This is a genomic window from Phenylobacterium sp. GW821-FHT12F10, from assembly GCF_058806695.1.
Genome location: NZ_JBXAPY010000001.1, coordinates 1,467,811 through 1,490,701, shown reverse-complemented (window position 1 = coordinate 1,490,701; position 22,891 = coordinate 1,467,811). Strand labels below are relative to the sequence as shown.

Below are 22,891 nucleotides of genomic sequence, written 5' to 3'. Positions count from 1 at the left end.
CGCCCTTCAAGCTAAGCAGCCTTCATGAAACTCCTCCCAGCCGCCGCCCTGGCGCTCGTCGCCGTCCTGTCGCTTTCCGGTTGCCAGAAGACGGCCGACGCCGCCTTCGGCCAGAAGGTGCGCGCCTATCTGCTGGAGCATCCCGAGGTCATCGAGGAGGCGGTGCAGAAGCTGCAGGAAAAGAAGATCGCCAATGCGGCCAACGTCGCCAAGGCCGGCCTGGTGAAGCATCGCAAGGCCCTGGAACAGGATCCCCGCGACTTCGTGGCCAACCCGAACGGCAAGATCACGGTGGTGGAGTTCTTCGATTACCGCTGCGGCTACTGCAAGACCTCCGCGCCCGAGGTGGTGAAGATCATCCAGGACAACCCGGATGTCCGCTTCGTGTTCAAGGAATTCCCGATCTTCGGGGGCGAATCGAACCTGGCGGCCAAGGTCGCCCTGACCCCGGCCGGCAAGGCCAAGGGCCTGGCCCTCTACCAGGGCTTCATGGGCGAGAAGGCGCTGGACGAGGCGGCGATCGACCGCCACCTCGCCGCCGCCGGCATCGACCCCGCCCAGGCCAAGGCCGCCGGCGAGTCCGCCGCCATCAACAAGCAGATCAGCGACACCCACGAACTGGCCCAGGCCCTGGGCATCGAGGGCACGCCGGCCTTCATCGTCGGGGACCGGATGATCCCCGGCGCCGACCTGCCTGCCCTGCGCGCCGCCATCACCCAGGCCAAGGCCGGCGACCTGAAGACCATCGGCTAGACCCTGACCGTTTCAGATGAAATCCTCTGAAACGGCAAGAAGGGTCTAGATTCAAAACATTAGAGCACGTCAGGCGGAACCGGTGTCCACTTCCGCCTGACGCGCCCTAGACCGCGCGAGCGACCCAGAGTTGCTCGCCGCCATAGGCCGGCGGGGAGCGCCGGAAGTCCGAATAGACGCTGACCGCCTCGAAGCCGGTGAGCTCCAGCAGGTAGGCCATCTCCTGGCGCGTCGACCAGCGCAGGGTCCAGGACGTCTCATGGCTGCCCAGGACCGAGTCCTGGGCGTCCAGTTCCTCGATGCGCATCCGTTCGCCCGTCGTCTGGCGGAAAGGATCGGTGTGGCGCCCCAGGCAGGTGCGCCGGAAGCGCCGCCCGCTGACCGGATCGACGACCTCCCGCGCCGGCGTGGGCTCGGGCTCGCCGACGCACATCTCCAGCCGCGGATCGAACATGTCGATCACCAGCATCCCGCCGGGGTTCAGGCACCGCCAGACCCGCTCCAGGGTCTTCCTCTGGTCGACCGGATCGGTGAGGTGCTGGAAGGATCGGGCCGGGATCAGCACCAGGTCGAATCGGTCGGTCGTCTCGAAGTCCTGCATCGGCGAACACACCAGCCGCGCGCGGCCCCAGGCCGAGGGCCGCAGGGCCTGCAGCCGCCGGTCGGCCACCTCCAGCATGGCCCGGGAGATATCGACCCCGGTGACCTCGAACCCGGCCTCCACCAGCGGCGTCAGCACCCGTCCCGTGCCGCAGGCCAACTCCAGGATCCGGCCGCCGCGGTCGCGGGCCAGGTCCAGGTAGAAGGCGATGTCGCCGGCCATCCTGTCGTTCTGGGCGGCGAACAGGTCGTAGCTCTCGACGGCGAGACCGCCGCCGTAGAACGCGTTGGGATTGAGGTCGTCGTGGGCCATTGGGAAGTCCTGTCTCGGTAAGTCCGGGGACAGGGTGGCCGATCCTCCAGCCCCGTCCGTGTCCGGCGGGGCTGTCGAAGGAAGCGGCTAGTCGCGCGCACGCCCTCCAACGCCCCGCGAGGGAGCGATGGTGGAGGTCATGATCTGGGCGGCGCAACGCAGCATGGCAGGGCGATAACCTTGACAACCGGACCTGTAAAGTCCCCCCTTCCCTTCCCCCCGGGCGCCCGTGTCACCATCAAAGAAAACGCCCGGGAGGCGACATGACCGAAACCGTACTGGTGATCGGGGCCGGAATCGGCGGGCTCTGCACCGCCCTGGCCCTGGCTGGTCCCGACCGCATGCTCATCCTGCTGGAACGCGACCCGCCGCCGCCGGAGGGCGACGCCGACGCGGCCTTCGCCGACTGGGCCCGCCGCGGGGTCGGGCACCTGCGCCATAGCCACGCCTTCCTGGCCCGCCTGCGGCTGATCCTGCGCGACGAGCATCCGCAGTTGCTGGCTGAGCTGCTGGCAGCCGGCGCCCGCGACCTGGGCTTCGAGCAGATGCTGAGCGACGAACTGAAGAAGGGCTATCGTCCGGAACCCGTCGACCGCGACTTCGTGGTGCTCACCAGTCGCCGCACGACCCTGGAGCTGGTGATGCGCCGCTATGTGGAGCGGCTGGCCAATGTGCAGATCCGCTCCGGCGTCTTCGTCACCGGCCTGAAGCTGGAGCCGGGATCCCCCGTCCGGGTCACCGGGGTCACCCTGGAGGGCGGCGAGGCGCTCACCGCCGACCTGGTGGTGGACGCCGCCGGTCGCACCACCGCGGCCATCGAGCAGCTGGTGGCGGCCGGCGCGGTCATCACCGAGGCGTCGGAGACCGCCGGCATCCTCTACTTCACCCGCCACTACCGCCTGAACCCCGGCATGACCGAGCCGCCGCGCGGCAAATCGCCCGGCACCGGCGACCTGGGCTTCCTGAAGTACGGCGTCTTCCCGGCCGACAACGGCTGGTTCTCCATCACCATGTGCGTGCCGGAGATCGAGCTGGAGATGCGCAAGGCCATCGTCGATCCGGCGGTGTTCGACGCCATCTGCGCCCAGCTTCCGGGCCTGGTCCCCTGGATCGATCCGGCCCGGTCGTACGGCGTCAGCCGGGTGTTCGGCATGGGCGACCTGCACAGCCGCTGGCGCGACATGGCTCCGGCGGGCGAGGCCACGGTGCTGGGCTACTTTCCCCTCGGCGACAGCCTGGTGCGGACCAATCCGCTCTATGGCCGGGGCTGCTCCTTCGCGGCCGTCAGCGCCTACGCCCTGCGCGATTCGCTCAGCGAGTCCGCCGATCCGGCCGCGCGCCTGCTGGCCTATCAGGGCCGCATCAATACGAGCCTCAAGCCCTACTACCAGGACATGCTCAACCAGGACCGCCAGGCCATCCGCCTGGCCCGCAACACCCTGACCCCCGGCTACCGGCCGAGGCTGAAGGCCCGGCTGATGAAGCGGTTCCTGGAGGATGGGGTGGCCGTGGCGGTCCGTTCCGACATCGGCCTGCTGCGGCAGGCCCTGCGGGGCTTCCACATGCTGGAGGATCCCTCGGCCTGGCTGAAGCGGCCGGCCAACCTGCTGCGGGTGATGGGCTACTGGGCGCGGGGCAAGAAGGCCAATGCGGCGGCCTATCCGCCCAAGCTCGGCCCGGGCCGCGATGACATGATGCGGACCCTGGGCCTATCGCCGGACTTGGACATCGAGCGGTTGAAAGAGGCCGCCTAGTCCGGGGTCTGCATCGAGAACAGCGACCCGGCGGCCATCTGGTCGCGGGTGGCCTCGGGCGCCAGGGTGGCGGCCTTGTCCAGCTCCACCAGTTCCGGCGGCACGTACCAGTGCAGCTTGTCGGAGTGGTAGGCCTCCCAGACCACTTTCGCGACCTCCATGGGCGGGATGGCGCGGAACAGGCCCTCCTTCGGGGCGGCGGCGGCGGCCCCCGGCGGCAGGATCGGCGTGTCGATCAGACCCGGCAGGACGTCGGCGACCCGGACCCCATAGGCCTTGAACTCCACCGAGAGCGCCTCGCTGAGGCCCTTCACCGCGTGCTTGGTGGCCGAATAGACCGCGATCCCGGCCATGCCGAAGGTGGCCGAGGACGACGAGGTGGTGAAGCAGAGGGAGCCTGGCGTGGCCTTCAGCAGCTTGATCCCCTCGTGGATGCCGATCAGCACGCCGACGAAATTGACCTGGACCACGGCCATGACGTCCTCGAAGGGCTGGTCGGCGAAGGGGCCGCCGCGGCCGATCCCGGCATTGTTGTAGAGCAAATCGAGCTTGCCGCCGGTGGCCGCCCCGAACTCGGAGAAGGCCGCCTGGTAGTCGGCGCGGTCGGTGACGTCCAGGGTACGGACGACACAGTTCTCGGCCCCAAGCTCGGCCTCCAGGGCCTTCAGCCCCTCGGCGTTGACGTCATAACCCCCGACGAACCAGCCCTTCTCGTGGAACAGCCGGGCGGTCTCCCGCCCCATGCCCGAGGCGGCTCCGGTGATGAAGATCGACTTGCGTCCCTTGGCCTGGCCCATGGCGGCTCCTCCCTTGTTGTTGGGCTGAGCTTGGACCCGTGGCGCTAGGGAAGGCTAGCGGGAGGGGTCAGCGCGGAACGCGGCATTGCTTGAGCGTGGCAATGAGATCGTCCGGGGAGTTTGACCCGAAATGCTTCCGAGCCGCGCCTTCGAGCACCCCACAAAGCAGGTCGATGATATGATTGACCCTTCCCGCTGCATCGGCTCGCTTCCAGTCCGCGAAATCGAACGCCAACTTGATGTCGAGCATGCTCCGGGAGGGGCGGAAGATTACACCCTCCGGAAAAGGGGTGGCGACTTCAGGGTTCATGATGATCAGAACCACGGCAAGATGGGCGATCCGCCCAATTGCCGCAGGCCCTGCCCTGCCGTTGAAGGCCTCTTCCAGTTTCAGAAGGACAGACAGCTCGTCGTGAGTGACGTCGATAGTGGACTCCGACGTGACGAATAGATCCATCTTGCTCCCCGAATTCACGGCGGCCCGGCGCAGCATCGGAATGCTGGGAACCCCCTCAGATCAGTCCCGACTGCGGCGAGGACGGATCGCCATAGACCCGCCTCGGCATCCGGCCCGCGAGGAACGCCTGCCGCCCCGCGATGACCGCGTGCTTCATGGCGCTGGCCATCAGGACGGGATCGCGGGCGTCGGAGATGGCGGTGTTCATCAGCACGGCGTCGCAGCCCATCTCCATGGCGATGGCGGCGTCGGAGGCGGTGCCGAGGCCAGCGTCCACCAGGACAGGCACCTTGGCCTGCTCGATGATCAGGCCGATATTGACCTTGTTGAGAATGCCCATGCCTGAGCCGATCGGGGCCGCCAGCGGCATTATGGCCGCCGCCCCGGCGTCTTCGAGCTTGCGGGCGAACACCGGGTCATCGGTGCAATAGACCATCACCTGGAAGCCCTCTGCGATCAGCATCTTGAGCGCCCGCAGGGTCTCTTCCATGTCCGGATAGAGCAGCTTGGGGTCCGACAGCACCTCCAGCTTCACCAGGTCCCAGCCGCCGGCTTCGCGGGCCAGGCGCAGGGTGCGCACCGCCTCCTCGCCGGTGAAGCAGCCGGCGGTGTTGGGCAGGTAGGTGAAGCGGTCGGGCTTCACATAGTCCACCAGCATCTGCTGGCTGGGGTCCGACAGGTTCACCCGGCGAAGGGCGACGGTGACGATCTCGGCGCCCGCGGCGTCGGCGGCGGCGGCGTTCTGCGCATAGTCCTTGTACTTGCCGGTGCCGACGATCAGCCGCGAGGTGAAGGTGCGGCCGGCCACGGTCCAACTATCTTCCTGAGTGTGGGTGTGAGTCGTTCCGTCCATGTCAGCCGCCTCCGATGAAGTGGACGATCTCGATCCGGTCGCCGTCGGAGAGCGCCGTGGCCCCATAGGCCGAGCGCGGCACGATCTCGAGATTGCGCTCCACGGCCACCTTGCGGGGGTCCAGACCCAGGCTCAGCACCAGGGCAGCCAGGTCCGAAAGGCCCGAAAAGGCGCGCTCCTCGCCGTTGATGGTCAGGGTCATGACCGCCTCGTCCAACACGTCGTCCATTCCCAGTGCTTGTGACCCCCGCCGCCGCCCGTTACAAGACGGCGGAATCGACGGCGGAGCCGAATGTCGAAACCGATCTATGTGCTGAGCGGGCCCAACCTCAACCTCCTGGGCGTCCGCGAGCCGGAGATTTACGGAAAAGCCACGCTGGACGATGTGCGCAAGCTCTGTGAGCAACGCGCCGCCGCCCTGGGGCGAACCGTCGTGTTCCATCAATCCAACCACGAAGGCCAGCTGATCGACTGGGTGCAGGAAGCCCGCACCGAGGCTTGCGCGCTGGTGATCAACCCGGCGGGCTATGGCCACACCTCCATCGCCCTGCTGGACGCCCTGAAGATGCTCGATATCCCCATCGTCGAGTGCCACCTCTCGAACCCGGCGTCGCGCGAGGCGTTCCGCCGTGAAACCTATGTCTCGCTGGCCGCCACCGGACTGGTGTCGGGTTTCGGCGCGGCAAGTTATGTCCTGGCCGTCGAGGCCGCCGCGGGTCAGTCCGCGTAACCTCCAAGCCTAAGAATAAGGGTCTTTTCCATGGCTAGCACTCCCAAGGCGCCCGCCGATCCGATCGACGCGCGCCTGGTGCGCAAACTGGCCGACATCCTCACCGACACCGGATTGTCGGAGATCGAGGTCGAACATTCGGGCCTGAAGATCCGCGTCGCCCGCACCATGACCGCCGCGCCGATGCAGTATGTCCAGCAGGCGGCGCCGATGGCCCACGCCCCCGCCGCACCGGCCGCCCCGGCCCTCGACGCCGCGCCCAGCGCCGCGGCAGTGGCCGCCGAGGCCCGCCGCAATGGCGACCTGGTCAAGTCGCCCATGGTCGGCACCGTCTATATGCAGCCCCAGCCCGACGCTCCGCCCTTCGTGAAGGTCGGCGACAGCGTCGCCGCCGGTCAGACCCTGATGATCATCGAGGCCATGAAGACCATGAACCCGATCCCCGCGCCCAAGGCCGGCAAGGTCGCGGAGATCCTGGTGGGCGATGGCGACCCGGTGGAATTCGGCGAACCTCTCGTCGTCATCGAATAGCCCGATGTTCGAGAAAATCCTCATCGCCAACCGGGGCGAGATCGCGTTGCGGGTCCACAGGGCCTGCAAGGAAATGGGCATCTCCACGGTGGCCGTGCACTCGGAGGCCGACGCCGGCGCCATGTGGGTGCGGCTGGCCGACGAGAGCGTCTGCATTGGCCCGCGCTCGGCGGCCAAGAGCTACCTGAACATCCCCTCGATCATCGCCGCCGCCGAGATCACCGGCGCCCAGGCGATTCATCCGGGCTACGGATTCCTGTCGGAGAACGCCCGCTTCGCCGAGATCGTCACGGCGCACGGCTTCACCTTCATCGGCCCCAAGGCCGAGCACATCCTGATGATGGGCGACAAGATCACCGCCAAGCAGGCGGTGAAGGACGCGGGCATCCCCGTGGTCCCCGGCTCCGACGGCGCCGTGACCACGGAGGAGGAGGCCTTCGCCGCCGCCAAGCAGATCGGCTTCCCCGTCCTGATCAAGGCCGCCGCCGGCGGTGGCGGGCGCGGCATGAAGGTCGCCGAGACGATGGAAGACCTGGCCGAGGCCGTCTCGACCGCCCGGGCCGAGGCGCGCGCCTCCTTCGGCGACGACGCGGTCTATATGGAACGCTACCTCCAGACCCCGCGCCATATCGAGATCCAGGTCATCGCCGACAGCTTCGGCAATGTCTGCCACCTGGGGGAACGCGACTGCTCCCTGCAGCGGCGTCACCAGAAGGTGCTGGAGGAAGCCCCCTCCCCGGTCATCACACCGGCCGAACGGGCCAAGATCGGCAAGGTGGTGGTCGATGCGATCAAGGCGATCGGCTATCTCGGCGTCGGAACCATCGAGTTCCTGTACGAGAACGGCGAGTTCTTCTTCATCGAGATGAACACCCGCCTGCAGGTGGAGCACCCGGTCACCGAAGCCATCACCGGCATCGACCTGGTGCGCGAGCAGATCCGCATCGCCGCGGGCCTGCCGCTGTCCTTCCGCCAGGAGGACATCGTCTTCGAGGGCCACGCCATCGAGTGCCGGATCAACGCCGAGAACCCGAAGACCTTCGCCCCCTCGCCGGGCCTGGTCACGGACTTCCACGCCCCCGGCGGCCTGGGGGTGCGGCTCGATAGCGCCCTCTACGCCGGCTACACGATCCCGCCCGACTACGACAGCCTGGTGGGCAAGCTCATCGTCCACGGCCGCGACCGCGAGGAGTGCATCGCGCGCCTGAACCGCTGCCTCGGCGAGATGGTGGTGGGCGGCATCGAGACCTCGATCCCGCTGTTCCAGGAGCTGATCCACCAGCCCGACATCATCGCCGGCAATTACGACATCCACTGGCTGGAACGCTGGATGAAGGAACAGGCCGACCTGTCGGCCTGATCGGCGGAGGGGGAACGATGGCCTATCTGCGCTGGCGGCGTTTCCTGGAGCTGGCGGCCATCGACCGGCCCTGGGTGGGCGAGTTGTTCATGCGCCGCGGCGACGGGCCCAAGGCGGCCCCCGCCAAGGTCTGGGACGGCTACTACGCCAAGGGCGCCTATGACGAGCTGCTGGAGAGCGACCAGCGCCACCACCACCGCCTGCTGGCCGCCCTGGTGGCGGAGGGTCGGCCCCATCCCCGGGTCCTCGACATCGGCTGCGGCGAAGGCGCCTTCTACGATTCGATCCGCGCCTTCGCCCCGGCCCGCTATCTGGGGATCGACCTCTCCGACCTCGGCATCGAGCGCGCCCGCCGGCGGCTGGCCGGCGAGTTGAAGCCGGGGGTCGTGGACTTCGTCACCGGCGACGGCGCCCGGTTCGAGACCAACGAAAGATTCGACGTCATCGTCTTCCCCGAGTGCCTTGAATATCTTGGTGATCCCGATGCCCTGATCGCCCACTACGGCCGCCTGCTGGCGCCCGGCGGGGTGCTGGGCTTCACCCAGTGGCTGGGCCTGAAGTCCCTGCGCCTGTGGCGGCGGATCAAGGCCTCGACCGAGATCCTGGACGAGGCGGTGGTGAGCGCCCCCTGGGGCGGCGCCTGGCAGGTCTGGACCTGTCGTCCGAGGCCATGAAGACCTTCGGCGCCGCGGAACTCCTCGACTGCTACGCCCGCGGCGTCTTCCCGATGGCCGACGCCCGCGAGGACGAGGCCCTGTTCCTGATCGATCCGGAACGGCGCGGCGTCATTCCCCTGGACGGTTTCCACGTCTCCCACCGCCTGGCCCGCACGGTGCGGCGCGAGCCCTATGAGGTGCGTATCGACACCGCCTTCTCCGAGGTGGTGGCGGCCTGCGCGGAGGCACGGCCCGGCCGGGTGGAGACCTGGATCAACCGGCCCATCGAGCGACTCTACGCTGAACTCTTCGCCATCGGCCACGCCCACAGCGTCGAGTGCTGGCGCGACGGAGACCTGGTGGGAGGCCTCTACGGGGTATCCCTGGCCGGGGCCTTCTTCGGCGAGAGCATGTTCTCCACCGCCACCGACGCCTCGAAGATCGCCCTGATCCACCTGGTGGCCCGGCTGATCGCCGGCGGGTTCGTGCTGTTGGACACCCAGTTCATGACCGAGCACCTGGCGCAGTTCGGAACCCAGGAAATCTCAAGGGCGGTCTATCGCCGGCGGCTGGCCAAGGCCCTGGCCGTCGAGGCCGACTTTCAGCGGCTGCCGGCGGCCACGACGGGGGCCGCGGCCCTGCAGGTGATCAGCCAGGCGTCGTAGACCGGGTGCTGAAGCGGGTTCAGGCCCGGCGACGAGGCGTACATCCAGCCCTTGAAGGCCTGACGCGGCGGCGGGGTCGGCTTGCCCGGCGCGGCCTTGGGCTGAGAGTCCACCGTCAGATAGGCGATGGCGTCTTCCTGCGGTTCGTCGGGCGCGGCCTGCTCGCAGGCCTTCACGGTGAAGACGAGGGTCTTGTAGCGCACCGGCTGGCCGACGGCGGCCTCGAAGCGGACCGTCTCGGCGGTGACCTTGTCCAGCGCCTGGATGATGGCGACGTCATAGCGGGCGCGCTTGGTGGTGCTCTCGGCGGGCTTCTCGACCACCTGGGCCTTGGGGGGCGCGGCGGGCGCGACCTCGGAGGCCTGGACCGGCGGGGTCGCCACGGGGGCCGGGACCGGCACGATGGCCGGCGGGGCTTCCTCGGCGGGCGCCGGGGCGCCGGCGGGCGGCAGAGGGGACGGCGCGACAGGCGCCGGTCCGGGCGTCGGGGCGATCGGCGCCGGGGGCGCAGTCTGGGCGGCCACGAGCCCCGCCGCCGCCAGGGCGCCGAGACCGACCGTCAGGCTGAGGAAGGCGCGCGCCACCACTATTCCGGCCGCCAGGCCTCGTAGTCGCCGGTCGCCTTCTGGCGTTCGCCGCCACGGCTGATGGAGCCCTTGGGGCGCCAGGCGTTGACGGTGCCGGTGAGGTTGGGCTGGTGGTCCTTCTCCCAGGCCTGCCGCTTCAGCGGCTCGCGGGTCGGCGGTTCTTCGAAAGTATGGTGCAGCCAGCCGTGCCAGTCCGGCGGCACCTTGGAGGCCTCGGCGTAGCCCTGGTAGATCACCCAGCGGCGCTTGCGGCCCTTGTCGTAGGAATCGCTGTCGTCCTTGGCCTGGTAGTATTTGTTGCCCAGGTCATCCTGGCCGACGAAGACGGCGCGACGCCAGAGGGTGAAGAGGGCGCCGAGGGTGGCGCCGTTCCACCAGGTAAAGATCGACTTGAGCACGATTTTGAAGATCCAACGGGGTTGGGAGGCGGGCGGACTATAGGCGGGCGCCTTTCGAGCGTCCAGCGGCGCGAACGCCGCAAGATGTTGTTGAGAACTGGCCTGCGACCACAACATCTGTTGCGGGCGGCCCCTCGGGCGCCTAACCTCGCTCGGTGGGAGTCAAACCGTTGCGAAGCGAACCGGCGAGGATCGAGCGCAGGCCTCTTGAGCGCGCCGACAGCGTGGTCGAGGTGCTGGCGCCTGCCGGCTGGACCGACGCGCGGGTCGAGGCGTGGCTGGACTGGGCCGACGGCGACACCGACCTGCCCGCCGCCATCTTCCAGAAGGCCGACGCCATCGCCGAACAGGCCGGATCGCTGGGCCTGCTGACCGATTCCCGAGCCCGCGCGGCCTTCCGCCGTGACCTGGGCGCGGCCCTGCTCAGCGGACGCCTGGCGATCGCCGAGCCCCGCGCCCACGACACCCCCACCCTGATCGCCGCCGGGGAGCCCGGCTTCGAAAAGGCGCTCAACACCCTGCGCGCCCGTCGCCGGGGCCGAGTCGCCGCCCGCGCCGCCGCCACCGCCCTGGCCCAGCGCCTGCAGGGCGTGATGGACGCCATCGCGCGCTGCGAGGGCGATCCCGCCGCCTGCGCCGATCCGCAGTCCAATATCGGCCTGGCCCGCGCCGCCGAAGCCGCCCGCGCCGCGGGCGCCACCGATGTCATGATCATGGACGCCATGACCCTCGCCCGCGCCGGGGAGGACATCTGGTCGGCCCAGGCCCAGTTCGAGAGCGGCGACGGTCCCGGCCTGATCGCCCAGGTCGCCGCCGACCAGGCCATCGCCCAGGTCGCCCTGGCCGCCGCCGCCTGGGAGACCGGCGCCGTGGTGGCCGCCTTCGCCCCGGGCGCGGGCGCCCGGATCGCCGAGACCTGGACCGCCACGCGCGGCGGCATCGACGTCCTGGCCTTCGGAACGGGCGCGGATTTCGACGCCTCGGGCTTCGACGAGGCCGTGGGCCTGGCCGCCATCGCCCTGGCCGCCTTCGGAGGCCCCGTGGCCCTGGGGCTGGGCGGGGTCGCCGACTGGCTGGCGGCCCAGGGCCTGGCCTATGATTCGCGCGAAGGCCGGGACGCCGCCCGCGACCTCTATCTGAAGGCGCGCCAGGCCATGGCCGACATCCCGCTCACCGGCGGGCTGGCGGTGTTCGACGATCCGGACCTGACCCTGCGCCTGGGCGGGGCCTCGGCCGCCGCCGCCCCCTGGCTGGGCGCCCTGACCGTCGCCGAGACCGAGGACGGCGCCCACACCCGGGTGCTGTCGGAGGCCGCCCTGCGGGGCCTGGCCATCCTGGGGGTCGACCCCGCCGCGGCCCGCGCCCACCTGCTGGGCCGGCTGGACCTGTCGGACTCTCCGGCCATCGACCACGTGGCCCTCAAGGCCCGCGGCTTCACCGACCACGAGATCGCCGCGGCCGAGGCCGCCCTGCCCTTCGCCGCCCATCTGCGGGACGCCTTCTCGCCCCAGGTGGTGGACGCGGGCTTCCTCTCCGACGTCCTGGGCGCCAGCGAGGCCGGCCTGGCCGATCCCGACTTCGACACCCTGAGACAGGCCGGCTTCTCCGACGAGGAGATCGCCGTGGCCGAGGCTCACGTCCTGGGCGCCGGGGCCCTGACCGACGCGCCCTTCCTGACGCCCGACCAGCGGGCGGTGTTCCTCACCGCCGAGGACCTGGGACCGACCCCCTATTTCACCATGCTGGCGGCCCTGCAGCCGGCCCTTCACCTGCCCGCCATCGCCGAGATCGAGCTGGAGTGGGACACCGCGCCGGCCGACGCCCAGGCCCTGCTGGCCGAGGCCGGCCAGGCCCGCGCCGCGGCCCTGCGCATCCGCCGCGGCGACGCGCCCTTGAGCTTCGCCCTGGACCTGCCGAAGGTGGCCGAGGCCCCGCCGCGCGCCGTGCGCGAACCCGAGGCGGCCGTCCCGCCCCCTCCGCAGGAGCGGATCGTGGAGCGCATCGTCGAGCGCGACCGCACCCGCCGCAAGCTGCCCGACCGCCGCAAGGGCTACATCCAGAAGGCGGCCGTCGGCGGCCACAAGGTCTATCTGCACACCGGCGAGTACGACGACGGCGAGCTGGGCGAGATCTTCATCGACATGCACAAGGAGGGCGCGGCCTTCCGATCGCTGATGAACAACTTCGCCATCGGCATCTCCATCGGCCTGCAATACGGGGTGCCGCTGGAGGAGTTCGTCGACGCCTTCGTCTTCACCCGCTTCGAACCCGCAGGCCCGGTGACCGGCAACGACTCTGTGAAGTCGGCGACCTCGATCCTCGACTACATCTTCCGCGAACTCGGCATCTCCTATCTGGGCCGCGACGAACTGGCCAACGCCGACGGGGAGCTCAACGCCGACGGCCTGGGCCGCGGCAAGGCCGAGGGCGACGCCGAGGACAGCGAGCCGCAACCAGCCTCCCACTTCATCTCCCGCGGCTTCGCCCGGGGCGCCACGCCGGACAACCTGGTCTTCCTGCCCAGCGCCAATGCGCGGGGCGCGCGGCTGGAGGCCGACGTCTGCGCCGCCTGCGGCGACCTGGCGGTGGTGCGCAAGGGCGCCAGCCTGATCTGCGAGAGCTGCGGCGTCCGCGCCGGGCCCCAGGACAGCGGGCGGACGGGCTGAAACGGCTCATGGTCACCAGGCCTTAAGCTTGCTGGCCTAATCGGAACGGGACCTGTCGCCCGGAGCCGTTCCCCTGATGAGACCGCTCGCCCTGCTCAGCCTGCTCGCCGCGCTGGCCGCCGCCGCGCCGGCCCTGGCCCAGAACGCCGGCCAGATCGCCGCCGCCCGGCGCGGCGCCAACTGCCCCGGCTGCAACCTCTTCCAGGCCGATTTCTCGGGTCTCGAGATCAAGGGCCGAAACTATGCCGGCGCCCGCCTGCGCCAGTCGGATCTGAGCCTCTCGGTGATGAACCGCGCCAATTTCGGCGGCGCCGACCTGCGGGACGTCAACGCCTATGGCGCGGTCTTCTCCAGCGCCAATTTCGCCCGCGCCGACCTGACCCACGCCAGCTTCGTCGGAACCTATCTGGAGGGCGCCAACTTCGCCGGCGCGAAGCTGGACGGGACCAACCTCTCCGGCGCCGAGATGGCCAGGGCCCGGGGGCTCACCCAGGGCCAGCTGAACCGCGCCTGCGGGGATGGCGCCACCCGCCTGCCACCCGGCCTGCGTGTGCCGGCGTGCTAATCTGTCAAGAATTACCGCGATTTAAGTAGCCGCAGCCCCTCCCCCTAGGCACATGGTGTCTCCCATGTTCGGCTTCTTTCGCATCGCCCTGTCCCGCATCGCTCCCCTCGCCGGGGTGCTGGCCACCCTCGCGGCGGTCACCCCCGGGGTCGCCAACGCCATGGTCGGCGACAAGGAGGTGGCCAAGCTGGTCTCCTTCGGCGGCGCCTGCGCCAAGTGCGAGCTGTCGGGCCGCAAGCTGACCGGCGCCCAGTTCAACGGGGCCAACTTCGCCGGCGCGGCCCTGGTGGGCTCGGACCTGCGCGAAGCCCGCTTCTACGGGGCCAATTTCGCCAACGCCGACCTGTCGCGCGCCGACCTGTCGGACTCCGAGATGATCGGGGCCAATTTCGGCTCGGCCAACCTGTCCAACGCCAAGCTGCGGGATGTGGAGGCCAAGGGCGTCAACTTCGTCGGCGCCGACCTCTCCAACGCCGACCTGCGCAACCTGTCGGCCCAGGGGGCCAACTTCGGCCGGGCCTCCATGGGCGGCGCCCAGCTCAATGACGGCGAACTGATGGGCGCCAATTTCAGCCGCGCCGACGCCCGTGACGTGAGCTTCCGCGACGCCGGCATGCAGGGCGCGGTCCTGGCCGGCGGCCGCTTCGACCGCGCCTCCTTCCGCGACACCAATCTCGACAGCGCCGTGCTCTCAGGCGCGGCCTTCGCCGGCGCCGATTTCCGCGACGCCAGCCTGCGCCGGGCCGTGCTCTACGGGGTGGACCTCTCCAAGGCGCGCAACCTGGACCAGGACCAGTTGGACGAGGCCTGCGCCGACGGCTCCACCAAGCTGCCCCAGGGCCTCGTCGCCCGCGGCTGCCACGGGACGACGGTTCGCTGGACCGGATGGCGTCCGCCGACCCCGCCCGCGCCGCCAGCGCCCCCGGCTCGGACCCGCGCGCCGACGCCGCCCAGCGAGCCGCGCTACATCATCGCCACGCACTGAAGCCCGCTCCGCCGAAGCGGAGGAGCCGCCCGAGGCCCTTAGACCTTGATCGGCGGGGCCAGGCGGATGTGCAGTTCCTTGAGCTGCTTGTCCTCGACCTCCGACGGCGCGTTCATCAGCAGGTCCTGGCCCTGCTGGTTCAGCGGGAAGGCGATGACCTCGCGGATGGCCGTCTGGCCGGCCAGCAGCATGACGATCCGGTCGATGCCGGGGGCCAGACCGCCGTGCGGCGGGGCGCCGTGCCGGAAGGCGTTGAGCATGCCGCCGAACTGCTCCTCGACGACGCTGGGGCCGTAGCCCGCGATATCGAAGGCCTTCAGCATCACGTCGGGACGGTGGTTCCGCACCGCGCCGGAGCACAGCTCGTAGCCGTTGCAGACGATGTCGTACTGGTAGGCCAGGATGTCCAAGGGGTCCTTGGTCTCCAGGGCCTCCAGCTCGCCCTGAGGCATGGAGAAGGGGTTGTGCGAGAAGTCGACGTGGTTCGTCTCCTCGTTCATCTCGAACATCGGGAAGTCGACGATCCAGACGAACTCGAAGCGGTCCTCGTCGATCAGCTTCAGGTCGGTCCCGACCTTGGTGCGGGCCGAGCCGGCGAACTTGTAGAAGGTCTTGGGATCACCGGCGACGAAGAAGGCCGCGTCTCCCTGGCCCAGGCCGATCTCCTTCATCAGGACGTCGGTGGCCTCGGCGCCCAGGTTCTTGGCGATCGGGCCGCCCCAGGCGCCCTGGTCCTCGCTCCAGAAGATGTAGCCCAGGCCGGGCTGGCCCTCGCCCTGCGCCCAAGAGTTCATGCGGTCGCAGAAGGCGCGGCTGCCGCCCTTGGGGGCCGGGATCGCCCAGACGGCGTTCTTGGCGTCTTCCAGGATGCGGGCGAACAGGCCAAAGCCGCCGCCGCGGAAGCGCTCGGAGACGTCGGCCATCTTGATGGGGTTGCGCAGGTCCGGCTTGTCGCTGCCGTACCAAGCGATGGAGTCGCGGTAGGGAATGCGCGGGAACGGATAGGGCGTGACGCTCTTGCCGTCGGCGAACTCCTCGAAGACGCCGTGCATCACCGGCTCGATGGCGGCGAAGATGTCGTCCTGGGTGACGAAGCTCATCTCCACGTCGAGCTGGTAGAACTCCAGGCTGCGGTCGGCCCGCAGGTCCTCGTCGCGGAAGCAGGGGGCGATCTGGAAGTAGCGGTCGAAGCCGGCCACCATCAGCAGCTGCTTGAACTGCTGGGGCGCCTGCGGAAGGGCGTAGAACTTCGACGGATGCAGGCGCGAGGGCACCAGGAAGTCGCGCGCGCCTTCCGGCGACGAGGCCGTCAGGATCGGGGTCTGATACTCCAGGAAGCCCTGGCCGATCATGCGGTTGCGGATCGAGTGGATGACCTTGGAGCGCAGGACGATGTTCTTGTGCAGGGTCTCGCGGCGCAGATCCAGGTAGCGGTGCTTGAGCCGGATCTCTTCGGGATAGTCGGGCTCGCCGAACACCGGCAGCGGCAGCTCGGCGGCCTCGGAGATCACGTCGATGGACGACACGCGGATCTCGACCTCGCCGGTGGGCAGGTTGGGATTGATGGTGTCGGCCGAGCGGGCCAGGACCTGGCCGTCCACCCGGATCACGCTCTCGGCGCGCAGGCGCTCGACGCGGTCGAAGCCGGGTGTCTCGGGGCTGATCACCAGCTGGGTCAGACCGTAGTGGTCGCGCAGGTCGATGAACATCAGCCCGCCGTGGTCGCGCTTGCGATGAATCCAGCCCGACAGGCGGACATTCTGGCCGGTGTCCGTCGACCGGAGGGCGCCGCAGGTATGGGAACGGTGGGGATGCATGGTCGCCAAAGCTCTAGAAAATCAAGGCGCGGAAGGGCGCATGAGGGGTGTCGAAAGTCAAGGTGAGGTAGCGTTTCTCCCTCCCCTTCATGGGGAGGGTGAACGCCGTGAAACGGCGGACGGGTGGGGAAAAATGGCCACACTCCCCCACCCCGATCGCTTCGCGATCTGCCCCTCCCCATGAAGGGGAGGGAGACACTCATTTCGGCTTGAACCGCTTGCTCGTCGGGAAGCCCTTGGGGGCCAGCTTGCCGGCGGCGGCGCGCCGCGCGAGCCAGTCCTTCCACTCGGCCCAGACCCGCGTGCGGCCGGCGGGGTCGATCCAGGCCGCGCCGTCGGCCTCGTTGAAGACGATGGCGTCGCGCAGGCCGCCCTCGCGGTAGGTCTGCAGCTTCACGCCCTTGCCGCGCGGCATCTCCGGCAGTTCGGCGAGCGGGAAGATCAAGATCTTGCCGTTGTCACCGATGACGCCGAGGTGGTCGCCCGTCGCCGGCATGGCGAAGGCCGCGCCCTTGGCGCCGACGTTCAGCACCTGCTTGCCGGCGCGGCGGGCGGAGATGGCCTCCTCCTCCGGCATGACGAAGCCGTAGCCCTCCTTGGAGGCGATCACCCGCTTGGCGCCGGCCTTGAACGGGAAGATGTCGACGATGTCGGTCTTGTCGTCGAGATCGAGCATCAGGCGAAGAGGTTCGCCGTGGCCGCGGGCCGAGGGGAGCTTGTCGCAGCCGACGGTGAAGAACCGGCCGTCGGAGGCGAAGATCAGCAGCTTGTCGGTGGTCTCGGCCGGGACCAGGAAGCCGAGCTTGTCGCCCTCCTTGAACTTCAGCTCCGAGGGGTCCTCCACCCGGCCCTTGGCGGCGCGGATCCAGCCGCGTTCCGACAGGATCACGGTGATCGGCTCGCGCACGATCATGGCCTCGATGGCGGCGTCGGCGTCCACGACGGGGGCGGTGTCGAAGGTGGAGCGGCGGCGGCCCAGCGTGGTGTCGGGACCGAGGATGGCGCGGACGTCCTTCAGGCCCACGCCCACCAGCTTCCACTGGGCCTTTTCGTCGCCCAGCATCTTCACCAGGCCGTCGCGTTCCTCGGCCAGCTCGGCATGTTCGCGGCGCAGCTCCATCTCCTCCAGCCGGGCCAACTGGCGCAGGCGGGTGTTGAGGATGGCGTCGGCCTGGAGGTCGGAGAGCTCGAAGGCCTCGATCAGCTTGGCCTTGGGCTCCTCCTCGTAGCGGACGATGCGGATCACCTCGTCCAGATTGAGGAAGGCGATCAGCATCCCGTCGAGGATGTGCAGCCGGGCCTCGATCTTGTTGAGGCGGAAGCGGGCGCGGCGGATCAGCACCTCGCGGCGGTGATCCAGGAAGGATTGCAGGCAGCGCTTCAGGCTCATGACGCCGGGCGTGCCGCGGGCGTCCAGGACGTTCATGTTGACCGGGAAGCGGGTCTCCAGGTCGGAGAGCTTGAACAGGCTCTCCATCAGGACCTCGGGCTCGACGTTGCGGCTCTTGGGCTCGAGCACCAGGCGCACGTCCTCGGCGCTCTCGTCGCGCACGTCGCCGAGCAGGGGCGCCTTCTTGAGTTCGATCAGGCTGGCGAGTTGCTCCACCAGGTCGGCCTTCTTCACCTGGTACGGAATCTCGGTGATGACGATCTGGTAGGTGCCGCGGCCGTTGTCCTCCTTGGACCAGCGCGCGCGGACGCGGACGCCGCCACGGCCGGTCTCGTAGGTCTCGGCCAGCGACGCCTTGGGCTCGACGATCACGCCGCCGGTGGGGAAATCGGGGCCCTGGACGTGCTCCAGCAGGTCCATGGTGGTGGCTTCGCGATTGCTCAGCAGCACCAGGCAGGCGTCGATCAGTTCCGCGGCGTTGTGGGGCGGGATGGAGGTGGCCATGCCCACGGCGATGCCCGAGGAGCCGTTGGCCAGCAGGTTGGGGAAGCCGGCCGGCAGGACGACGGGCTCCTCGTCCTCGCCGTCATAGGTGGAGCGGAAGTCCACCGCGTCCTCGTCGATCCCGTCCAGCAGCAGCTGGGCGGCGACGGTGAGCTTGCACTCGGTATAGCGCATGGCCGCGGCGTTATCGCCGTCGATATTGCCGAAGTTCCCCTGGCCATCCACCAGCGGGTAGCGCTGGGCGAAGTCCTGGGCCAGGCGCACCAGGGCCTCATAGACCGCCACGTCGCCGTGCGGGTGATACTTACCGATCACGTCGCCGACCACGCGCGCGCACTTCTTGGCCGTGGTGGTGGGGTCCAGGCGCAGCATGCGCATGGCGTACATCAGGCGCCGGTGCACGGGCTTGAGGCCATCGCGCACATCGGGCAGGGCCCGGCCGGTGATGGTGGAGAGCGCATAGGCCAGATACCGCCGGGACAGGGCCTCGGTCAGCGGCTCGTCGATGATGCGCTCGCCGTCACCGTCGAACGGCGGGGGGGTGTGTTTGGTCATGGGAGAATCGCGAACTCGTTGGGAGGTGATTCTAGCGGGACGTCGCGCTCAAGTCTTGCGGTCTCGCCGCCGCATCCACGGCCCTGTTGCTCGCCGCTCGGAGGTGAACGAAGCTCTGTCAGTTTCGAGGGGCGAAGCCGGTGAACCACCAAATACATCACGCGTTTTCGGGATGCCTCAGCACTTGTGGCTGGGGCCTCGCCGTCCTACTGCTGAGCGGTTGCGCGGGAGCCGACAAGCCACTCTCTGTCGCCCTGACCCCGCCGGACGCCTGCGTCACCGCCGGTGACCAGTGTGTCGCGAACATCGGCGACGTCGCCGCTTGTCGAGCTGCCCAGGCGACCTGTCAGGCCGTAGACAGGCAGTTTCGGGAACGGAATGCTTCGGTGGGCGACCCCAAGCCTGTCGTCGCTTCATCCCCGAAGTGGGAAGATCCGTCGATGTCTCCCGATGGGGAAAATCCTGACGAAGGCAAGGACCCAGCTCTGGTGGCGTCCTGCGAGGACTTCGCGCGCGAGATCGTCGAAGCGCGACTGCACGGACATATACAGCGACGCCTAGTGACCCAAGGAAAAACCTCCGGGGTTGCATGGCGCGCCGATTTTGAATTGCCCCCTGAAACCGGCGAGTACCCTCAACGAATCGTCTGCTCCCGCGCCGGCGTCTGGATCACGCCGTTGAAAATGCAGGACGGGTCGCCCGAACTTCGCCGGCTACCGCAGCCTTAGAGCCGGTCTGCGTCAGATAGACGGTCTACAAGCCAGAGCCGGGCCGGCGGAAGCGGCCGGTTCAGGGGATTGAAGACGAAGGCCTGCAGGAAGTGGGCGGTCAGGTCCAGGCCCGCGCCGACGTCGCCGGGCGCGATGCCGCCCTGGGCCGAGAGCAGGAAGGGCGGCAGGGCCAGCAGCCGGTCCTTGTAGGGCTCGCCCGCCGCCCGGCTCACCGCCCGGCCCGTGCGGGGACTGACATAGATCAGGTCGTCCGGCGCCCCGGTGGCGGCGCACTTCGACAGGTCCAGGCCAAAGCCCAGGTCCTGCAGCAGCCCAGCCTCGAACCGCACGAAGATGGCCGGCCAGATGTCGGGATGGATCAGGGAGTCGGTCAGGGCCTCGAAGGCGTAGAAGGCGCCGGCGTGCGGTTCACGCTCCGGCAGGGCGGCGGCGGCCACGGCGGCGGCGGCGGCCAGGCCCGCCAAGGCGAGCGCATCGTCGAACAGGGCCGATGGCCCCTCCCCCACCGGTTCCAGGGTCGCCGAGCCAAGCTGGTCGGACACCCGGGCCCGATAGGCGATCACCGCCCGCGACCCGGCCTGCAGCAGGGGCTTGAGCCGGCGCGAGGTCCCGCCGGCCACATGGGCGGCGTAGCGGCCATGGTTGGCGGTCAGGAACTCCACGATGGCCCCGGCTTCCCCATGGGGCCGGGCCGAGAGCACGAAGGCGTCGTCTTCGAATTCCATGGGCTAGACGTCGAAGTCGAGGCCCACGTCGCCGTAGAACTCGCGCTTGTCAGCCCAGCGTTCGTCGACCTTCACGGTCAGGAACAGGTGGACGGTCACCCCCAGCAGGGTGGTGAGCTCCTCGCGCGATTTCTGGCCGATCCACTTCAGGGTCTGGCCGTTGGCGCCCAGCACGATGGGACGCTGGCTCTCGCGCTCCACATAGATGGTCTGCTCGATGCGCAGGGAGCCGTCCTTGCGTTCCTCGAAGGACGTCGTCTCGACGGCCGCCGCATAGGGCAGCTCCTCGTGGACGCGCAGATAGATCTTCTCCCGCGTGATCTCGGCCGCCAGCAGGCGGACCGGCAGGTCGGCGGTCTGGTCGGCGGGATAGAGCCAGGGGCCCTCGGGCATCAGCTCCACCAGCCGCTTGGTGAGGTCGTCGACCCCGGCGCCGGTGGCCGCGGAGATCATGAAGACCTCGCTGTAGACGCCTGTTTCGAAGAGCCTTTGAGAGATGGCCAGCAGGTTCTCGCGCTTGACTCCGTCGATCTTGTTGAGCGCCAGGATCACCTGCTTGCCGGAGGCCTTCAGGCCCTCGACGATGGTGTCGACGTCGGCCATGCCGCGGCGGTCGGCGGCCTTGCCGCGGCCCTCGTTGACGGCGATCTCGGCGGCGGCGTCCACCAGGTGGACGATGGCGTCGGCGTCCTCGGTCCCGCCCCAGGCCGAGCGCACCATGGCGCGGTCCAGCCGGCGGCGCGGGGTGAAGATGCCGGGCGTGTCCACCAGCACCATCTGGGTGTCGCCCTCGATGGCGACGCCGCGGACCGGGAAGCGCGTGGTCTGGACCTTCTGGGTGACGATGGAGACCTTCGCGCCCACCATCCGGTTGGTCAGGGTGGACTTGCCCGCATTGGGCGCGCCGATGATGGCGACAAAACCTGCACGGGTCATTGGGTGGTCTCGTGTTTCAACAACATTACCTGAGCTGCGGCCTTTTCGGCCTCTTGTTTCGATCGGCCCTCGGCGGCCTGGGATTCATAGCCGGCGATCGCCACCTGGACGGTGAAGACCGGGGCGTGGTCGGGGCCGGTGCGGGAGACCAGGCTGTAGGCCGGCAGGGCCAGGCCCTGGGCCTGGGCCCATTCCTGCAAACGGGTCTTGGGATCCTTGTTGCGCGGCTCGTCCAGGGCCGCGAACTGGTCCGCCCAGAAGGTCTGGAAGAAGGTCCGGGCCGCGTCCATGCCGCCGTCGATATATAGGGCCGCGATCAGGGCTTCGCACGCGTCCCCGAGGACCGTGTCGTTTTCGCGGGCGCCGATCTTGGTGGCGCTGGCCGCCAACCGCAGGGCGTCGGGCAGGCCCACGGAACGGGCGACGTCGGCGCAGGCGTGATAGTTCACCAGGGCCGCCATCAGCCGGCTCATCTCGCCCTCGCGGGCCTCGGTGTTGAGGGCCATCAGGGCCTCGGCGGCCAGCAGGTTGAGCACCCGGTCCCCCAGGAACTCCAGCCGCTCGTTGTGGCGCACCTTGGTGGCCCCATCGCCGACGCTGGCGTGGGTCAGGGCCCGCTCCAGCAGGTCCCGGTCCTTGAAAACGTGGCCTATGCGGGCCTCGAGTTCGGAGACCGCGACGTCGCGCTTGTTCATTTCAGGCTGTGGAAGAACCGGCTGGGCCGCGCGTCCAGGACCCAGGTCCAAGGCTTGAAGAGCGAGGCGCCCTTGTTCCACGACAGCATGATGATGCGGGCCTTGCCCACAAGGTTCTCGGCCGGGACGTAGCCCACGCCGCCCGCCTCGGGCGCCACGCGGCTGTCGAGGGAGTTGTCGCGGTTGTCGCCCATGAAGAAGTAGTTCCCCTCGGGCACCACGAAGACCTTGGTGTTGTCGACGTCGCCGTCGGGGCCGAAGTCATAGGTGATGAAGCGCTTCCCGTTCGGGAAGGTCTCCTCGAAGCGCTCGACATTGCGGGTGAAGCCGTAGCCGGAATCCACCATCACCGGGGCCAGGGGCTTGCGCGGGATGGCCTGGCCGTTGATGTGCAGCACGCCGCCGATGACCTGAATCCGGTCGCCGGGCAGGCCGATCAGGCGCTTGATGTAGTCGACGTGGCCGTCGCGGGGCAGCTTGAAGACGACGACGTCGCCGCGCTCCGGGATTCGCTCCATGATCCGTCCCTTGAACAGGGGCGGGCTGAAGGGGATCGAGTTCTTCGAGTAACCGTAGGAATACTTCGACACGATGATGTAGTCGCCCTCCAGCAGGGTGGGTTCCATCGAGGCCGATGGGATGGTGAAGGGCTGGAAGAAGATCACCCGCAGGAACAGCGCGATCATGAGGGCGTAGACGACCGTCTTCACGATCTCCACGATCTCGTTCATGGCGCCCGATTTCTCGGAGCCCGCGCTGTGCACGTCGTCAGTCATATTGGGTTCCGAAAACAACCGGCGCACCGGGGCATGGAGAGGCTGTAGCTAACCGCTGCATAGCTCAGCGGCAAGAGTCGCGCCCGTGAACT

24 protein-coding genes are annotated in these 22,891 nt (G+C 68.9%); 11 read left to right on the top strand and 13 right to left on the bottom strand.

All coding sequences use genetic code 11. The annotated features are described in order from the left end of the window. Window positions 1–24 precede the first annotated feature (24 nt). Window positions 25–753 (top strand): DsbA family protein, encoded by a 729-nt coding sequence (locus tag AC1RN5_RS07495; protein WP_493040605.1) that lies wholly within the window; start codon window positions 25–27, stop codon window positions 751–753. Window positions 754–859: 106 nt separating this feature from the next. Here the strand turns inward: AC1RN5_RS07495 and AC1RN5_RS07490 are convergent, their stop codons facing one another. Further along, window positions 860–1,666: a class I SAM-dependent methyltransferase gene (locus AC1RN5_RS07490; RefSeq protein ID WP_493040604.1), complete on the bottom strand. Its 807-nt coding sequence runs from the start codon at window positions 1,664–1,666 to the stop codon at window positions 860–862. Window positions 1,667–1,929: 263 nt separating this feature from the next. Between AC1RN5_RS07490 and AC1RN5_RS07485 the strand changes: the two genes are divergently transcribed. Continuing rightward, window positions 1,930–3,420 carry an FAD-dependent oxidoreductase gene (locus AC1RN5_RS07485; RefSeq protein ID WP_493040603.1) on the top strand — a complete coding sequence of 497 codons (1,491 nt, stop codon included), beginning with the start codon at window positions 1,930–1,932 and terminating at the stop codon, window positions 3,418–3,420. Here the strand turns inward: AC1RN5_RS07485 and AC1RN5_RS07480 are convergent. The 4 genes from AC1RN5_RS07480 to thiS form a co-directional block, all read right to left on the bottom strand. Continuing rightward, a complete protein-coding gene (locus tag AC1RN5_RS07480) occupies window positions 3,417–4,217 on the bottom strand; it encodes an SDR family oxidoreductase (RefSeq protein ID WP_493040602.1) in 801 nt (266 codons plus the stop codon). The two genes, AC1RN5_RS07485 and AC1RN5_RS07480, sit on opposite strands and share 4 nt — an antisense overlap. 67 nt (window positions 4,218–4,284) lie before the next feature. Next, the gene (locus AC1RN5_RS07475) at window positions 4,285–4,674 is read right to left on the bottom strand and encodes an Imm44 family immunity protein (protein ID WP_493040601.1); all 390 of its coding nucleotides are present in this window, start codon (window positions 4,672–4,674) and stop codon (window positions 4,285–4,287) included. A 55-nt stretch (window positions 4,675–4,729) separates the two neighbouring features. Further along, the gene (locus AC1RN5_RS07470; protein ID WP_493040600.1) at window positions 4,730–5,527 is read right to left on the bottom strand and encodes a thiazole synthase; all 798 of its coding nucleotides are present in this window, start codon (window positions 5,525–5,527) and stop codon (window positions 4,730–4,732) included. Between the two features lies 1 nt (window position 5,528). Further along, window positions 5,529–5,729 carry a sulfur carrier protein ThiS gene (thiS, locus tag AC1RN5_RS07465; RefSeq protein ID WP_493041477.1) on the bottom strand — a complete coding sequence of 67 codons (201 nt, stop codon included), beginning with the start codon at window positions 5,727–5,729 and terminating at the stop codon, window positions 5,529–5,531. A 90-nt stretch (window positions 5,730–5,819) separates the two neighbouring features. Between thiS and AC1RN5_RS07460 the strand changes: the two genes are divergently transcribed. Genes AC1RN5_RS07460 through aat form a run of 5 tightly spaced genes read left to right on the top strand, consistent with a single transcriptional unit; the run spans window position 5,820 to window position 9,469 of the window. Further along, window positions 5,820–6,257: a type II 3-dehydroquinate dehydratase gene (locus AC1RN5_RS07460; RefSeq protein WP_493040599.1), complete on the top strand. Its 438-nt coding sequence runs from the start codon at window positions 5,820–5,822 to the stop codon at window positions 6,255–6,257. 30 nt (window positions 6,258–6,287) lie between these two features. Beyond that, window positions 6,288–6,788: an acetyl-CoA carboxylase biotin carboxyl carrier protein gene (gene accB / locus AC1RN5_RS07455; RefSeq protein ID WP_493040598.1), complete on the top strand. Its 501-nt coding sequence runs from the start codon at window positions 6,288–6,290 to the stop codon at window positions 6,786–6,788. A gap of 4 nt (window positions 6,789–6,792) precedes the next feature. Beyond that, window positions 6,793–8,148 carry an acetyl-CoA carboxylase biotin carboxylase subunit gene (gene accC / locus AC1RN5_RS07450; protein WP_421931599.1) on the top strand — a complete coding sequence of 452 codons (1,356 nt, stop codon included), beginning with the start codon at window positions 6,793–6,795 and terminating at the stop codon, window positions 8,146–8,148. Between the two features lie 17 nt (window positions 8,149–8,165). Next, window positions 8,166–8,822 carry a class I SAM-dependent methyltransferase gene (locus tag AC1RN5_RS07445; protein WP_493040597.1) on the top strand — a complete coding sequence of 219 codons (657 nt, stop codon included), beginning with the start codon at window positions 8,166–8,168 and terminating at the stop codon, window positions 8,820–8,822. After that, window positions 8,819–9,469 (top strand): leucyl/phenylalanyl-tRNA--protein transferase, encoded by a 651-nt coding sequence (gene aat / locus AC1RN5_RS07440; protein ID WP_493040596.1) that lies wholly within the window; start codon window positions 8,819–8,821, stop codon window positions 9,467–9,469. Before AC1RN5_RS07445 ends, aat begins: the two co-directional genes overlap by 4 nt. Here aat and AC1RN5_RS07435 read toward each other — a convergent pair. Together AC1RN5_RS07435 and AC1RN5_RS07430 are read right to left on the bottom strand one after the other, a co-directional pair. Then, a complete protein-coding gene (locus AC1RN5_RS07435; protein ID WP_493040595.1) occupies window positions 9,406–10,053 on the bottom strand; it encodes a DUF2155 domain-containing protein in 648 nt (215 codons plus the stop codon). The genes aat and AC1RN5_RS07435 overlap by 64 nt on opposite strands. 2 nt (window positions 10,054–10,055) lie before the next feature. Then, window positions 10,056–10,454, bottom strand: coding sequence for an NADH:ubiquinone oxidoreductase subunit NDUFA12 (locus AC1RN5_RS07430; protein ID WP_304701111.1), 399 nt, complete (start codon window positions 10,452–10,454; stop codon window positions 10,056–10,058). 170 nt (window positions 10,455–10,624) lie between these two features. On the opposite strand from AC1RN5_RS07430, the gene AC1RN5_RS07425 reads away from it, so the two are divergent. The 3 genes from AC1RN5_RS07425 to AC1RN5_RS07415 all read left to right on the top strand — a co-directional run bounded on the left by AC1RN5_RS07425 (window position 10,625) and on the right by AC1RN5_RS07415 (window position 14,670). After that, window positions 10,625–13,120 carry a TSCPD domain-containing protein gene (locus AC1RN5_RS07425; RefSeq protein ID WP_493040594.1) on the top strand — a complete coding sequence of 832 codons (2,496 nt, stop codon included), beginning with the start codon at window positions 10,625–10,627 and terminating at the stop codon, window positions 13,118–13,120. A 76-nt stretch (window positions 13,121–13,196) separates the two neighbouring features. Beyond that, window positions 13,197–13,685, top strand: a complete 489-nt coding sequence (locus AC1RN5_RS07420; RefSeq protein WP_493040593.1) for a pentapeptide repeat-containing protein — start codon at window positions 13,197–13,199, stop codon at window positions 13,683–13,685. A 64-nt stretch (window positions 13,686–13,749) separates the two neighbouring features. Continuing rightward, window positions 13,750–14,670, top strand: a complete 921-nt coding sequence (locus AC1RN5_RS07415; RefSeq protein ID WP_493040592.1) for a pentapeptide repeat-containing protein — start codon at window positions 13,750–13,752, stop codon at window positions 14,668–14,670. Between the two features lie 38 nt (window positions 14,671–14,708). Here the strand turns inward: AC1RN5_RS07415 and aspS are convergent, their stop codons facing one another. Together aspS and parC are read right to left on the bottom strand one after the other, a co-directional pair. After that, complete coding sequence (gene aspS / locus AC1RN5_RS07410) at window positions 14,709–16,496, bottom strand: aspartate--tRNA ligase (protein WP_493040591.1); 1,788 nt, start codon at window positions 16,494–16,496, stop codon at window positions 14,709–14,711. 190 nt (window positions 16,497–16,686) lie between these two features. Next, the gene (gene parC, locus AC1RN5_RS07405) at window positions 16,687–18,936 is read right to left on the bottom strand and encodes a DNA topoisomerase IV subunit A (protein ID WP_493040590.1); all 2,250 of its coding nucleotides are present in this window, start codon (window positions 18,934–18,936) and stop codon (window positions 16,687–16,689) included. A 386-nt stretch (window positions 18,937–19,322) separates the two neighbouring features. Between parC and AC1RN5_RS07400 the strand changes: the two genes are divergently transcribed. Next, the gene (locus AC1RN5_RS07400; RefSeq protein WP_493040589.1) at window positions 19,323–19,664 is read left to right on the top strand and encodes a hypothetical protein; all 342 of its coding nucleotides are present in this window, start codon (window positions 19,323–19,325) and stop codon (window positions 19,662–19,664) included. Here the strand turns inward: AC1RN5_RS07400 and recO are convergent. Genes recO through lepB form a run of 4 tightly spaced genes read right to left on the bottom strand, consistent with a single transcriptional unit; the run spans window position 19,661 to window position 22,799 of the window. Further along, window positions 19,661–20,392, bottom strand: a complete 732-nt coding sequence (recO, locus tag AC1RN5_RS07395; protein ID WP_493040588.1) for a DNA repair protein RecO — start codon at window positions 20,390–20,392, stop codon at window positions 19,661–19,663. The genes AC1RN5_RS07400 and recO overlap by 4 nt on opposite strands. Window positions 20,393–20,395: 3 nt before the next feature. Beyond that, on the bottom strand, window positions 20,396–21,328 hold the full coding sequence (gene era, locus AC1RN5_RS07390) for a GTPase Era (RefSeq protein WP_304697463.1): 933 nt from the start codon (window positions 21,326–21,328) through the stop codon (window positions 20,396–20,398). After that, entirely contained in the window at window positions 21,325–22,023 is a 699-nt protein-coding gene (rnc, locus tag AC1RN5_RS07385; protein WP_493040587.1) for a ribonuclease III, read from the bottom strand. Before rnc ends, era begins: the two co-directional genes overlap by 4 nt. Further along, window positions 22,020–22,799 carry a signal peptidase I gene (gene lepB / locus AC1RN5_RS07380; RefSeq protein WP_493040586.1) on the bottom strand — a complete coding sequence of 260 codons (780 nt, stop codon included), beginning with the start codon at window positions 22,797–22,799 and terminating at the stop codon, window positions 22,020–22,022. Before lepB ends, rnc begins: the two co-directional genes overlap by 4 nt. Between the last annotated feature and the right edge of the window lie 92 nt (window positions 22,800–22,891).